Genomic DNA, 13,140 nt, shown 5'->3' on the forward strand with positions numbered 1-13,140 from the left:
TCCTGCGCTGGTGGAAAACGCTCCGCGCCCTGCTTGTGGGGTGATTCGCGCCCCTCTAACGCCAAATATTAATCATGACCCGTCCGCTCATCTCCCCGTCGATACTTTCTGCCGACTTTGCCCGGCTTGGCGAGGAAGTGCGCGCGATCGACGCAGCGGGCTGCGACTGGGTCCATGTCGACGTGATGGACGGGCATTTCGTGCCCAACCTCACCATTGGGCCAGACGTCGTGAAGGCCTTGCGTCCGCATTCGGACAAGGTGTTCGACGTGCACCTGATGGTTTCGCCGGTCGACATGTGGATCGACATGTTTGCCGATGCCGGGGCAGATATCATCACCGTCCATCCCGAAGCAGGACCGCATGTCCACCGCAGTGTCCAGGCGATCAAGGGCCACGGCAAGAAGGCGGGCATCTCGCTGAACCCTGCCACGCCTGCCAAGATGCTCGACTACCTGCTCGAGGAAATCGACCTGGTGCTGATCATGAGCGTCAATCCCGGCTTCGGCGGGCAGAGCTTCATCCACTCGCAGCTGCGCAAGATCGAAGCCGTGCGCAAGATGATCGACAAGGCCGGGCACGACGTGCTGATCGAAGTCGACGGCGGCGTGAATCCGGAAACCGCGCGCCTGTGCGTCGATGCCGGGGCAGACGTGCTGGTGGCAGGCTCTGCCACCTTCAGGGGCGGGCCAGATCATTACGCGGCCAATATCGCGGCTCTACGCGGAGACGGCGAATGAACGCGCAGGTGGGTGAAGTGAGAAGCACGGACACCCGCAAGGCGCTGGAGGATGCGGGCCAGCTCGCCATCCCGCTCGACACAGGCGCGCACGAACCGCTGGTGGAAGACTATCGCGAAGACTATCTCGGGGCCGAACGCACCGAGGACCTTGCGCCGGGGCGCGCACTGGCGGTCACCGATTTCACCCCGCCCGCGGCATCTGCTGCCGACCGGCTGGTGCGCCTTGCCTATCGCATGGGCATTTCGGGCTCCACGCTGACAGCGCCTTTCCGCAAGCCCTTGCGGCCTCGGCTGCTGGCACCCGTCACCCCGCCACTCGCCGGTGATCGCGCCGCGGGCATGGCGCTGCGAGCGGGGCACTTCTTCATTCACGGGGTGAAAGCGCCCTTCGCGCAGGTCGATTGCGGCCCCGCCGCCAACCTGACCCCGCCGTTCGAGCATGTCGTCCACGGCTTTTCCTGGCTGCGCGACCTCGCCAGCTCGGGCACGCCACCGCAGTGCCGGCAGGTGGCGGAGCGGCTGCTGGCCAATTGGCTCGACGCCAATGCCAAGCGGGGCAAGGGCCCGGCCTGGAAGGTGGAGAACGTGGGCCTGCGCCTGTTGGCCTGGCTGGTCCACGCGCCCTTGATGCTCTCGCGCGAGAACCGCACCCTGCGGCACCGCGCGATGAACGAGATGGCGGAAACCGCGCGCTGGCTCGATCGCAATGTCACCAAGGCGGATGACCGGCTGGGCGAAGTGGTCGGCTGGTGCGCCATCACGGCCGCCGGCCTGCTGCTGCCCGAAGGCAAACCGCGCCGCCTGTTCGGCGAATCCGGGCTGGCCCACGCACTGGGAGAGGCCGTGGGCGAAGATGGCGGCGTGCTGTCACGCAGTCCCGACGCCCAGATGCAGGCCATCGCCAGCCTCGTCGAACTGCGCGCCTGTTACGAAGCCGCCGAACGCGAGGCGCCGCAGATGATCGAGGCCATGCTGCAGCTGCTGGTGCCGCCGCTGCTGGCGCTGACGCATGGCGACGGCGGGCTCGGCTCGTGGCAGGGCGGGGCGGCCACCAAGGCCTCGCGCCTCGCCGCCCTGATCGAATCCACCCGCGTGCGTACGCGCCCGCTGAAGGACCCGCGCGGCTGGGGCTACCAGCGCGTCACCGCACGCAAGTCTACGCTGCTGTTCGACGGTTCGCCGCCGCCTTTCGGCAAGCATGCGCGGCACGGCTGCGCCTCCACGCTGGCCTTCGAATTCAGCAACGGCGACAACCGCCTGGTGGTCAATTGCGGCGGCGCGGCGCTGGCGGGCGGACAGGTGCCGGTGCGCATCGAGCAGGGCCTGCGGGCCACGGCGGCGCATTCGACGCTGGTGCTGGGCGATGCCAATTCCACCGCCGTGCTGATCGACGGCAAGCTGGGCGCCGGCGTGGGCGAAGTCGAAATCGACACCAAGCACGTCACGCTCGACAACGGCTCTGCCACGCGGCTCGAAGCGAGCCACGACGGTTATGCCTCGCGTTACGGGCTAATCCACCGCCGCATCCTGCTGCTGCGCGACGACGGCAGCGAATTGCGCGGCGAAGACGTGCTGGTGCCGTCAGGCAGCAAGGGCAGGCGCGGCAAGGTTCCCTTCGCCATCCGCTTCCACCTCGGCCGCCATGTCGAGGCCACGCTGGCCGAGGGCAAGCGCAGTGCCAGCCTGCTGCTGCAGGACGGCAGCCTGTGGCAATTCGTTACCGGGGCGGAGAGCCTCGAGATCGATGAAAGCCTCTGGGTCGATGGCAATGGCCGCCCGCATCCGGTACAGCAGCTGGTGATTCAGGGAATGGCCTCGCGCGGCGGGGGTAACTTTGCCTGGCTGCTCAAGAAGATGGGATAGCAATCACACGATGACTGACGTTGCAATCAAGCGGGCGCTCCTCTCGGTGTCCGACAAGACCGGCATTGTCGAATTGGCCAGCCGCCTCGCCAAGGCTGGCGTTGAACTGGTTTCCACCGGCGGCACGGCCAAGGCCCTGCGCGAGGCAGGCCTGCAAGTGCGCGACGTATCCGACGTGACGCAATTCCCCGAGATGATGGACGGCCGCGTGAAGACGCTGCACCCGATGATCCACGGCGGCCTGCTGGCAGTGCGCGACAATCCCGAGCACGCCGAGGCCATGGAGACGCACGACATCGGCGCGATCGACCTGGTGGTGGTGAACCTCTATCCCTTCGTGAACACGGTGATGAGCGGCGCGGACCGCGACACGGTGATCGAGAACATCGACATCGGCGGGCCGTCCATGGTGCGCTCTGCGGCGAAGAACCATGCCTTCGTCACCATCGTCACCGATCCGGACGACTATCCCGAGCTCTATACCGAGCTGGCCGACCACGATGGATCGACCACGCTCGCCTTCCGCAAGCGCATGGCGGCCAAGGCCTTCGCCGCGACGGCGGCATATGACAGCGCCATCTCCAGCTGGTTCGCCTTTGCCGACCAGGGCAAGATGTTCCCCGACGCCTTAAGCGTGGCCATGACGCTCGGCGACACCCTGCGCTACGGCGAGAACCCGCACCAGCATGCCGCGCTCTACCTGCCCAACGGCCCCGCCACGCAGGGCGTGCCGCAGGCGGAACAGGTGCAGGGCAAGGCGCTCAGCTACAACAACCTCAACGATGCCGATGCCGCGCTCGGCCTGGTGGCGGAGTTCCCCGCCGACAAGCCCGCCGTGGTCATCGTCAAGCACGCCAACCCCTGCGGCGTGGCCGTGGCCGACACCCTGCTCGAAGCATGGCAGGCCGCGCTGGCCTGCGATTCGGTGTCCGCTTTCGGCGGCATCGTGGCGGCCAATGTCCCGCTCGATGGCGCGACGGCCAGCGCGATCACCGAGATCTTCACCGAGGTGGTGATCGCTCCGGGCGCGGATGACGCCGCGCGCGAAGCCTTCGCCGGCAAACCCAACCTGCGCCTCCTGCTGCTGGAAGACCTGCCCGATCCGGCGCGTCCGGGCCTCGACATGAAGTCCATCGCCGGCGGCATGCTGCTGCAGTCGCGCGACAACGGCGTCATCGGCGAGGGCGACCTCAAGGTGGTCAGCAAGCGCCAGCCCACCGAGCAGGAGATCGCCGACGCGCTGTTCGCCTGGAAGGTGGCCAAGCACGTGAAGTCGAACGCGATTGTCTATGCCAAGGACGGCGTGACGGCAGGCATCGGCGCAGGCCAGATGAACCGCCGCGATAGCTCGCGCATCGCCGCTGTCCGTGCCCGTGAAGCGGCCGAGGCGACAGGCTGGGACGCGCCGCGTACCTTTGGCAGTGCCGTGGCTTCGGACGCCTTCTTCCCCTTCGCCGACGGCTTGCTGAGCGCGGTGGAAGCGGGCGCGACCATGGTCATCCAGCCCGGCGGATCGATGCGCGATGACGAGGTGATCGCGGCGGCGGACGAAGCAGGCATCGCCATGGTCTTCACCGGGATGCGCCACTTCCGTCACTGATCCCGCATTATCCATGTGCGACGAAGCGTGGCGGATGAACGATGGGCGCGGGGAAAATTCAGTCCTTTGAAAGTAACCGAACGCTAGACCAGACGATAAGAAACTGGCTGATTACTGATTTGGACTTTCCCCCCGATGGAACTCTTCAACGCTGAACTCTACCGCTCTTTCCTTGCAGGTTTCGTGGTAACCGCTGTAATACTTGCAGCGAATATCCTGCCGAACCTCGGAGGAGCCTGATGCAACTGAAATCGCTGTTCGCTGCCGGGGCCCTTGGCCTCGCCGTTTTCGCCACGCCTCACGCCGTAATGGCGGAAGAGGTATTCGACGCCCCTGTCGCCACGCGCCAGGCCAATGAAACCGGCCTGCAGACGGCGATCTTCGCCGGTGGCTGTTTCTGGGGCATCGAGGCCATCTTCAGCCATACGCGTGGTGTGACCAGTGCGGTGTCCGGCTATCACGGCGGCACGGCCAGCACGGCAACCTATCGCCAGGTCTCTTCCGGCGCGACGCGCCATGCCGAAGTAGTCCGCGTCACCTACGATCCGTCGGTCGTGCGATATGACCAGCTGCTGCAGATCCTGTTCTCAGTCGGCGCCGATCCGACCTTGCTCAACGAGCAGGGCCCCGATCATGGCCCCCAGTATCGCAGCGCCATCGTCCCGATGAACGGGGAGCAGCGTGCTGTTGCCGAGGCCTACCTGCGGCAGATGGGCTCTTCGGGGGTCTGGCGTCGCCCGATTGCCGTCGCGATCGAAGACTACCAGCAATTCTACGAGGCCGAGGCCTCGCACCAGGACTTCCTCCTGCGGAACCCGAACAGCGCCTACATCCGCCGTTGGGACCAGCCCAAGGTTGAGGCGCTTGAGGAGAACTTCCCGTCGCTTTGGCGTGCGCGTTTCCGCACGGGCTAAGGGCACGATTGCCGCGTGACCCATGCGCCCCTATGTAGGGCGCATGGCAACGCATCATCACCATCACGAACATTCGGGCGACAAGCTCGTGGCCGAGGCCGGCAAGGTCCTCGCCGATGCCGGCGAACAGTGGACCGCCATGCGCGAGGACGTGTTCCGCACGCTCGCCGCGCAGGACCGGCCAGCCAGCGCCTATGACATTGCCGAACTGGTCGGCAACCAGCGCGGCAAGCGGGTGGCGGCGAACTCCGTCTATCGCATCCTCGACCTGTTCGTGCGCACCAACCTTGCCAATCGCATCGAGAGCGCCAACGCCTACCTTGCCAATGCCCACCCGGGCTGCCGGCACGATTGCATCTTCCTGATCTGCGACGATTGCGGACAGGCCGAGCACTTCGACGATGACAAGCTGACCGGCGCGCTGCGCGATGCGGGCACGGCGCACGGCTACACCGGCGTTCGCCCGGTGGTCGAGCTGCGCGGCCTGTGCAGCGACTGCTCCGCGTGATGGTTCTGATGGCAGCGACGAAACGTGCATTTCTGTCGATGAAGCGTTCATCGACAGGCCAGATTTGAGCGTGTAGACCGACTCGCATGACCGCCAAACGCCCCGTCACACCCCTGCTCGATACCGTTGATACGCCAACGGATCTTCGGCAGCTCGAACCCGCGCAACTGCGCCAGCTCTCGGACGAGTTGCGTTCGGAAATGATCGATGCCGTTGGCTCTACCGGGGGCCACCTCGGTTCGGGGCTTGGCGTGGTCGAACTGACCGTTGCCTTGCACTATGTCTTCAATACGCCCGACGACCGGCTGATCTGGGACGTGGGCCACCAGGCCTATCCGCACAAGATCCTCACCGGTCGGCGCGACCGTATCCGCACCCTGCGCCAGGGCGGGGGCCTGTCCGGCTTCACCAAGCGCAGCGAGAGCGAGTACGATCCCTTCGGCGCGGCTCACTCGAGCACTTCCATCTCGGCGGGCCTGGGCTTTGCCATTGCCAACAAGCTGAACGACCAACCGGGCAAGGCTATTGCCGTGATCGGTGACGGCGCGATGAGCGCGGGCATGGCCTACGAGGCGATGAACAATGCCGAACAGGCGGGCAACCGGCTGGTGGTCATCCTCAACGACAACGACATGTCGATCGCGCCGCCGGTGGGCGGGCTGTCGGCCTATCTCGCGCGCATGGTCTCCTCCAGCGAGTACCTGGGACTGCGTTCGCTGGCCTCGAAGGTCGCCGGCAAGATCAGTCGCCGCATCCACAATTCGCTGCACAAGGCAGAGGAATACACCCGCGGCATGGCCATGGGCGGTACCCTGTTCGAAGAGCTGGGCTTCTACTACGTTGGCCCCATCGACGGTCACAACCTCGACCACCTGCTGCCAGTGCTGGAGAACGTCCGCGACAGCGAACAGGGGCCGATCCTCGTCCACGTCGTCACCACCAAGGGCAAGGGTTACGACCCGGCCGAAAACAGCGCCGACAAGTACCACGGCGTGCCCAAGTTCGACGTGATCACGGGCGAAAAGGCAAAGTCCAAGGCCGGTCCGCCCGCTTACCAGAACGTCTTCGGTGAAACGCTGGCCAAGCTGGCCGACACCGACAAGCGCATCTGCGCCATCACCGCCGCCATGCCGAGCGGGACGGGCGTCGACAAGTTTGCCAAGGCCCACCCGGAGCGCGCCTTCGACGTCGGCATTGCCGAGCAGCACGGCGTCACCTTCGCGGCCGGCCTCGCTGCGCAGGGCATGCGTCCCTTCGCGGCGATCTATTCCACCTTCCTGCAGCGCGCCTATGACCAAGTGGTGCACGACGTGGCGATCCAGAACCTGCCCGTGCGCTTTGCCATCGACCGCGCTGGCCTCGTCGGTGCCGACGGCGCCACGCACGCGGGCAGTTTCGACGTGACCTATCTCGCCAGCCTGCCCAACTTCGTGGTCATGGCCGCGGCGGACGAAGCCGAACTGGCGCACATGACCTATACCGCCGCCGAACACGACGAGGGTCCGATTGCCTTCCGCTACCCGCGCGGCAACGGCGTGGGCGTCGAGATTCCCGAGACGCTACAGAAGCTGGAAATCGGCAAGGGCCGCGTGGTGCGCGGTGATCCGGCTGGCGGCAAGGTGGCCATCCTCTCGCTCGGCGCACGGCTCGAGGAAGCGAAGAAGGCGGCCGACCAATTGGAGGCCAAGGGCCTCGCCACCACGGTCGCCGACATGCGCTTCGTCAAGCCGCTCGACGAGGAACTGATCCGCAAGCTCGCCGCCACGCACGACGTATTGGTGACCGTGGAAGAGGCTGCCATCGGCGGCCTCGGTGCCCACGTTCTGACCATGGCCAGCGACGAAGGCATCACCGACGGCGGCCTGAAGATCCGCACCATGCGCCTCCCCGACCTGTTCATCGACCACGACGATCCGGCCAAGCAGTACGACCTTGCAGGCCTCAACGCCCCGCAGATTGTCGACACGGTGCTGAGCGCACTGCGCCACAACAGCGCGGGCGTGGAAGAAGCGCGGGCCTAGGCCAGCGCGGTGGGAGAGCCTTCCAGCCTCCCACAATGGCTGTTTGCCACCTTGTTTGCCGCGGCCTTCGTGGCTGCCCTGTTTGCCGTTGGGTGGCGCAACACCGGCCGTATGATCCGGACGACGAAAGACAGGCGGCCCAATCCCACCGAAGCCGAATACCTCGGGCTGATGCGGTCGGACGTATCGGACGAAGCCGCGAAGTTCCTCTGGGATACGGCCTCGCGCGACCTCGGGCCGCAGCTGACGCTACATCCGGATGACCACCTGACCGAGGACCTGCCGCTGGATCCCGACAACGTCAGGCTCGACTGGCCGCGCGAGTTCGCGAAACTTCACGGCTTTGACGAAGCCCAACAGCCAGACTGGCCGGAGGACTGGCCGCTTACGGTTCGCAAATATGGCCAGTGGCTGGATCTCGGGCTGAGGGCCGGCCAGTCCTGATTGCCTACCACTCGTAACCGCGCGGCAACTCGCTTTCGTCGAGCGAGCGGTAGCGTTCGCGCAGGCGGGTCTGGTGGTTTTCCAGCGACTGTTCGACGCCTTCGATGAAAACACGCACCGGGGCCGAGCTGACTTCCAGCGGATCGCCGTCCCACAGCACGAGGTCGCCGTGGGCGCCTGCAGCCAGCACGCCTGCATCGTCCATTCCGGCGATCCGCGCGGGGACGGAGGTGATGCTGGCAAAGGCTTCGCCCCAGCTCAGGCCGGTGGCACCGGTCACCCAGTTGAGAGCGACCATGTTGCCCGCCTGCTGCGGCAGGTTGCGCGGGTGGTCGCCGCTGCTGTCGTAGCCGCCGATGCCGACCATGACGCCGGCATCGACCATGCGTCCGACATTGCTCTGCGTCGCGGCGAGCTGTTCGAAGGACACCGGCAGGTCGCGCAGGGCGACCGCGATCACCGGGACACCGGCAGCCGCGATCTGGCCTGCCACCATCCAGCCTTCGGTCGCGCCCACCAAGACCATGTCGAGCTCGGGAAACTCCTCGAGCAGGGAGAGCATGGCGAGGATATCGGCAGCGCGCTCCACGCGGATGTAGAGCTTCTGCTCGCCGCTCACGACAGGCACGAGAGCCGCCGCGTCGAAGCGGGTGAGCAGGACGTCGCCCGAACGATCGGTCGAGCCGATACGGCGCGAATCCACGCCCACGACAGTGCTGCCACCGCTGGAGCTGCCGCCGCGAAGCTGGGCAGCCTCGCCGAAGGAACCGGCCTCGTGCAAGGCATTGCGCAGCAGGGCATGGGCCGAAGTGCGGCTGCCGCCGGCAAGGCGCGCACCGCGTTCGCCCATCTCGATCAACTGGAAGGCGCGCGGCTGCACCACGGCGTCGTAGTCGGCGCCTAGGTCGACCAGCGCGCCTTGCCCGGCGAAGATCGAGGCACCGGCTTCGGGCGTCACGCTGGCGCGGGTCACGCCGCCTGCGCGGCTGTAGGCAAAGTCCTGCGCGTTGGGATTGATCACTGGCGACACGTCGAGCGCGGCGCTGAACGGGGAATCGTCCGCGTCCAGATCATTGCTCTCCGACACGGCATCGACATCGACGAGGCCGAGGCTGGTGAGCGAGGCGAAGAGGCCGGGGGTTACCCACATGTCGCTGCCGTCGAGCGTCGGCACGCCTGCCGGCACGGCGACGCCGCTGCCCGCAGCGACCACGCGGCCGCCCTGGACCACGACGGTGGCGTTCTCGATCGGCTCGGAGCCGTCGCCCAGGGCCACGGTGGCCCCGGTAATGGCCACGTCCTGCGCAGCGGCAGGGGCGGCGAGGGCGACAAGTGCTGCACCAAGCAGGAGACGTGCGCTCATTTCACGTCTCCTTCACCGGGCTGGCCGAGTTCGAAATCGCTCACCGGACGGCGGTCCGGGTCGTCCATGTCGTACATCAGCGCACCGTCGATCCAGACCATCTGCGGGCGCGAGTAGATCGACAGCGGGTCGCCGTTCCACAGCACGACGTCGGCCATCTTGCCGGGCTCGAGGCTGCCGGTCATCTCGTCGATGCCCATGGCGTGCGCGGCGTTGAGGGTGATCCAGCTGATCACGTCGGCATCGGCAATGTCGATGCCCATGCGGTGACCGTCAGCCTGGGCCTTGGCGGCTTCCTGGTTGAGGCGCTGGATGCCGTTCTCGTCGTCCGAGTGGATCACCACGCAGGCGCCCTGCTGGTGAATCATCGCGGCGTTCTCCGGGATGGCGTCGTAGGCTTCCATCTTGAAACCGTACCAGTCCGCCCAGACCGCGCTGCACACGTCGTGTTCGCGCAGCAGGTCGGCAATCTTGTAGCTCTCCACCGCGTGGTGGAAGGCGCTGACGCGGTAGCCGAACTCGTCGGCCATGCTCAGCACCAGCGCCATCTCGTCGGCGCGGTAGCAGTGGTTCTGCACCAGGATCTCGCCTTCGAGCACGCCGACCAGCGTTTCCATGGCGAGGTCACGGTCGGGGTCTTCCTCCGCCATGTATGCCTGCGCTTCGATCCACGTTCCGCGGTTGACCGCGAAGTTGCCCATGCGGGTTGACGGCATGCTGCCACGGCCTCCGTAGACCCGCTTGGGGTTCTCGCCGCACGCCATCTTCAGGCTGTAGGGCGCGCCGGGGAACTTCATGCCCTGCACCGTGCGGCTGGGCACGTTGCGCAGGGTGACCGAGCGGCCGCCCATCAGGTTGGCCGAGCCGGGCAGGATCTGCAGCGTGGTCACGCCGCCATTGGCCAGCGCGCGGCTGAAGCCGGGGTCCTGCGGCCAGACCGAGTGTTCGGCCCAGACTTCGGGCGTGGTCGGGCTGGTTGCCTCGTTGCCGTCGCTGTGCGCGGCGACCGAGGGGGTGGGATAGTCGCCAAGGTGAGAATGGATGTCGATGATGCCCGGGGTTACATAACGTCCCGTACCATCGATCCGCGTATAGCCTTCGGGGATTGCCAGACTAGCGTCGCCCACGGCGACCACGTCACCGTCGGCAAACAGCACCACGCCATTGTCGATCTGCCCCCCTGCGCCATCATAGATCGTCGCGCCGACGATTGCCGTCGGCACGCCGGGGAACCGCTCGTAGGTCGAGGCGTAGGGTTCGCCTGCCGCGTCAGCCACCGGCGTACGGGCGAGCGACTGGCTGCCCGATCCGGTGGTGCAACTGGCCAGTGCCAGTGCCGCAATGGTGGTGGCCAGGGCGGCAGGGCCGCCCTTCATGGAAAGACGGCTCATTCGCTTAGTCCCTCGTTTCCGGATGCACGCCGGCCCCCTGCGGCTCGCCCGGCCCTTCGGCCTGCCCGGCAAGATCGTCACCCACATTGTCATCTGCCAGTGTGTCGAGATGCATCCAGTGCTTAACGAAACGCGAAATGAAGATCACCACTATGCCGACGCCGATCGCCACGAGACCGATTTGCCAATAGATGTCGAGCGTACCTTGCCGGGTCATCTCGCCGTCTTCGCCACCGGTCGCAGCACCGATCATGCCCGCAACGTAGTTGCCGCCTGCAGTGGCGAAGAACCAGGCGCCCATGATCAGGCTGGCCAGGTGTCGCGGCGACAGCCGGTTCATGGCGGACAGCCCGACGGGAGACAGGCAAAGCTCACCCGTGGTATGGAACAGGTAGATGCCGAACAGGAAAATCACCGGGATCTTGGCATCGACTCCGACGGTGGCCGCGCCCCAAACAAGCACCAGAAAGCCGAAGCCGAGCTGGACCAGGCCAAGACCGAACTTGGCGGGAGTCGAGGGTTCAAGACCGCGCCGGCCAAGCCAGGTCCACAGGATGGCGAACAGCGGTGCCAGCAGGATGATGTAAATGGGGTTGATCGACTGGAAGATCGGGGCAGGAACGCCGCCGAGGTCGATATAACGATCGGTAAACAGGTTGAGCGAACCGCCGGCCTGTTCGAACAGTCCCCAGAACAGCGGCTGCAACGCGATCAGGAACAGGATCGCGAACATCCGTTCGCGCGGTTCCTTGTCCAGTTTGAATGCCTCGTAAAGCACGTAGCCAAGCAGCGCGAGGCCGGAAATCAGCATCAGGCCACCAACGACCGACTGGTACTGGATAAGGAGCCACATGATCGCAACCCCGACAATGCCGATGCCATACATTGTCATTTCGGTGGACTTGCCCAGCGCACGGGGCGGTTCGCCCTGACCCAGCAGCAGAGGCTTGCCGAGCACGAAGACGATAAGGCCCAGCAACATGCCGATGCCGGCAGCGCCAAAGCCATAGGCCCAGCCCAGCGTTACGCCGAGATAGCCGGCGATGATCGTACCGATCGCCGCACCGACGTTAATTCCCATGTAGAAGATCGTGTAGGCACCGTCCCGGCGCACGTCCGTACGAGGATAGAGCTGGCCAACGATCACCGAAATGTTCGCCTTGAGGAAGCCGGAGCCGACGATGATGAAACTGAGCGCCAGCCAAAAGATATTAATGGTGGGATCGTTCTGTCCGCCGGTCCCCTCGAATGCCATCAGGAAGTGGCCGAAGGTCAGCAGCACGGCACCGAAGAGCACTGCCTTGCGCTGGCCGAGATAGCGGTCTGCCAGCCAGCCGCCGAGTACGGGCGTGATATAGACCAAGCTGACATAGGCACCGTAGACGATGTTCGAGGCGCTGTCGTTGAAGAGCCAGTGCTGCGTCAGGTAGAAGATCAGCAGGGCGCGCATGCCGTAGTAGGAAAAGCGTTCCCACATTTCGGCGAAGAAAAGGATGTATAGGCCCTTGGGATGGCCGCCGACTTCTGGCTGCTTACGGGTGACGGCCCATGCGCCGGCAATCAGGAAGACGGCGAGGACGACTGACGCAATCGCTACGATCCAGTCGCCTTCATTCCACAAGGCCAAGTCTTTCATTCGTGCATCCCCACAGTCTCGTGATTGCTGATTCGACGCCGATACGGCGCGAAAGCCCGCACCCTAGCGATTGTTTCACCCATGTGAAGCCATGAAGTTGCGTCTGAAACCGCCTTTTTGGGCTCGGAAAGCTTGACCTGACCCGCTGTATTATGGCACTCAATCACCCATGGCTGATACCCGTCCCGTCTATCTCAGGCTGCGCGAACAGATCGCTGCTGCGATCATCGATGGCCGTTATGCGGAGGGCGGCATGCTGCCGAGTGTGCGTGCCTTCGCGGCGGAACAGGGCGCCAATCCGCTGACGGTGGCCAAGGCCTACCAGCAGTTCCAGGCCGATGGCCTGATCCGCGTACAGCGCGGCGTGGGCATGTTCGTGCGCGAAGGCGCGGCGGAAACCCTGCTGCAGGCAGAGCGCGAAGCCTTCCTGAATGAGGAATGGCCGGCGATCCGTGAACGCATGGACCGGCTCGGGCTGGATCCCGCGCAATTGCTCGATCACGCCTGATCTGCAGGACAATTTCCCGAAACCATTAATTTTGGCTGGCGATTGCACCGCCGCCCTGCTTCTGGCAATCTGCAAATAGTCGCTGCGCGCCGGGTCGGCGCAATGTTGGAAGCTGCAGTCCTCTTGGTCGCGGACTGCGTCTAGAGAGGG

At 65.4% G+C, this 13,140-nt stretch carries 11 protein-coding genes; 8 read left to right on the top strand and 3 right to left on the bottom strand.

Going from position 1 to position 13,140, the window contains the following annotated elements; all coding sequences use genetic code 11:
* Positions 1-74 precede the first annotated feature (74 nt).
* The 7 genes from rpe to AAEO60_RS14690 all read left to right on the top strand — a co-directional run bounded on the left by rpe (position 75) and on the right by AAEO60_RS14690 (position 8,092).
* A complete protein-coding gene (gene rpe / locus AAEO60_RS14660; RefSeq protein WP_341674455.1) occupies positions 75-740 on the top strand; it encodes a ribulose-phosphate 3-epimerase in 666 nt (221 codons plus the stop codon).
* Positions 737-2,605 (top strand): heparinase II/III family protein, encoded by a 1,869-nt coding sequence (locus tag AAEO60_RS14665; protein WP_341674456.1) that lies wholly within the window; start codon positions 737-739, stop codon positions 2,603-2,605. The genes rpe and AAEO60_RS14665 overlap by 4 nt, the downstream gene beginning before the upstream one ends.
* 10 nt (positions 2,606-2,615) lie before the next feature.
* Positions 2,616-4,205: a bifunctional phosphoribosylaminoimidazolecarboxamide formyltransferase/IMP cyclohydrolase gene (purH, locus tag AAEO60_RS14670; RefSeq protein ID WP_341674457.1), complete on the top strand. Its 1,590-nt coding sequence runs from the start codon at positions 2,616-2,618 to the stop codon at positions 4,203-4,205.
* A gap of 239 nt (positions 4,206-4,444) precedes the next feature.
* Positions 4,445-5,119 (top strand): peptide-methionine (S)-S-oxide reductase MsrA, encoded by a 675-nt coding sequence (gene msrA / locus AAEO60_RS14675; protein WP_341674458.1) that lies wholly within the window; start codon positions 4,445-4,447, stop codon positions 5,117-5,119.
* Between the two features lie 43 nt (positions 5,120-5,162).
* Positions 5,163-5,627 (top strand): Fur family transcriptional regulator, encoded by a 465-nt coding sequence (locus AAEO60_RS14680; protein WP_341674459.1) that lies wholly within the window; start codon positions 5,163-5,165, stop codon positions 5,625-5,627.
* Between the two features lie 86 nt (positions 5,628-5,713).
* A complete protein-coding gene (dxs, locus tag AAEO60_RS14685) occupies positions 5,714-7,648 on the top strand; it encodes a 1-deoxy-D-xylulose-5-phosphate synthase (RefSeq protein WP_341674460.1) in 1,935 nt (644 codons plus the stop codon).
* A 69-nt stretch (positions 7,649-7,717) separates the two neighbouring features.
* Positions 7,718-8,092, top strand: coding sequence for a hypothetical protein (locus AAEO60_RS14690; RefSeq protein WP_341674461.1), 375 nt, complete (start codon positions 7,718-7,720; stop codon positions 8,090-8,092).
* A gap of 4 nt (positions 8,093-8,096) precedes the next feature.
* Here AAEO60_RS14690 and AAEO60_RS14695 read toward each other — a convergent pair whose 3' ends face one another.
* The 3 genes from AAEO60_RS14695 to AAEO60_RS14705 are packed head-to-tail and all read right to left on the bottom strand — an operon-like array spanning position 8,097 to position 12,482.
* Positions 8,097-9,455, bottom strand: a complete 1,359-nt coding sequence (locus AAEO60_RS14695) for an amidohydrolase family protein (protein ID WP_341674462.1) — start codon at positions 9,453-9,455, stop codon at positions 8,097-8,099.
* A complete protein-coding gene (locus AAEO60_RS14700) occupies positions 9,452-10,846 on the bottom strand; it encodes an amidohydrolase (RefSeq protein WP_341674464.1) in 1,395 nt (464 codons plus the stop codon). Before AAEO60_RS14700 ends, AAEO60_RS14695 begins: the two co-directional genes overlap by 4 nt.
* Positions 10,847-10,850: 4 nt before the next feature.
* Positions 10,851-12,482 carry a peptide MFS transporter gene (locus AAEO60_RS14705; protein WP_341674465.1) on the bottom strand — a complete coding sequence of 544 codons (1,632 nt, stop codon included), beginning with the start codon at positions 12,480-12,482 and terminating at the stop codon, positions 10,851-10,853.
* A 169-nt stretch (positions 12,483-12,651) separates the two neighbouring features.
* On the opposite strand from AAEO60_RS14705, the gene AAEO60_RS14710 reads away from it, so the two are divergent.
* Complete coding sequence (locus AAEO60_RS14710; protein ID WP_341674466.1) at positions 12,652-12,990, top strand: GntR family transcriptional regulator; 339 nt, start codon at positions 12,652-12,654, stop codon at positions 12,988-12,990.
* The last annotated feature ends 150 nt before the right edge of the window (positions 12,991-13,140 follow it).

Source organism: Aurantiacibacter gilvus (assembly GCF_038289935.1).
In the GTDB taxonomy this organism is placed as follows: domain Bacteria; phylum Pseudomonadota; class Alphaproteobacteria; order Sphingomonadales; family Sphingomonadaceae; genus Alteraurantiacibacter; species Alteraurantiacibacter gilvus.

Excerpts from the sequence above, each read along its gene's own strand:
- rpe (WP_341674455.1), top strand. The coding sequence starts at position 75 with ATGACCCGTCCGCTCATCTCCCCGTCGATACTTTCTGCCGACTTTGCC.
- AAEO60_RS14665 (WP_341674456.1), top strand. The coding sequence starts at position 737 with ATGAACGCGCAGGTGGGTGAAGTGAGAAGCACGGACACCCGCAAGGCG.
- purH (WP_341674457.1), top strand. The coding sequence starts at position 2,616 with ATGACTGACGTTGCAATCAAGCGGGCGCTCCTCTCGGTGTCCGACAAG.
- msrA (WP_341674458.1), top strand. The coding sequence starts at position 4,445 with ATGCAACTGAAATCGCTGTTCGCTGCCGGGGCCCTTGGCCTCGCCGTT.
- AAEO60_RS14680 (WP_341674459.1), top strand. The coding sequence starts at position 5,163 with ATGGCAACGCATCATCACCATCACGAACATTCGGGCGACAAGCTCGTG.
- dxs (WP_341674460.1), top strand. The coding sequence starts at position 5,714 with ATGACCGCCAAACGCCCCGTCACACCCCTGCTCGATACCGTTGATACG.
- AAEO60_RS14695 (WP_341674462.1), bottom strand. The coding sequence starts at position 9,455 with ATGAGCGCACGTCTCCTGCTTGGTGCAGCACTTGTCGCCCTCGCCGCC.
- AAEO60_RS14700 (WP_341674464.1), bottom strand. The coding sequence starts at position 10,846 with ATGAGCCGTCTTTCCATGAAGGGCGGCCCTGCCGCCCTGGCCACCACC.
- AAEO60_RS14705 (WP_341674465.1), bottom strand. The coding sequence starts at position 12,482 with ATGAAAGACTTGGCCTTGTGGAATGAAGGCGACTGGATCGTAGCGATT.
- AAEO60_RS14710 (WP_341674466.1), top strand. The coding sequence starts at position 12,652 with ATGGCTGATACCCGTCCCGTCTATCTCAGGCTGCGCGAACAGATCGCT.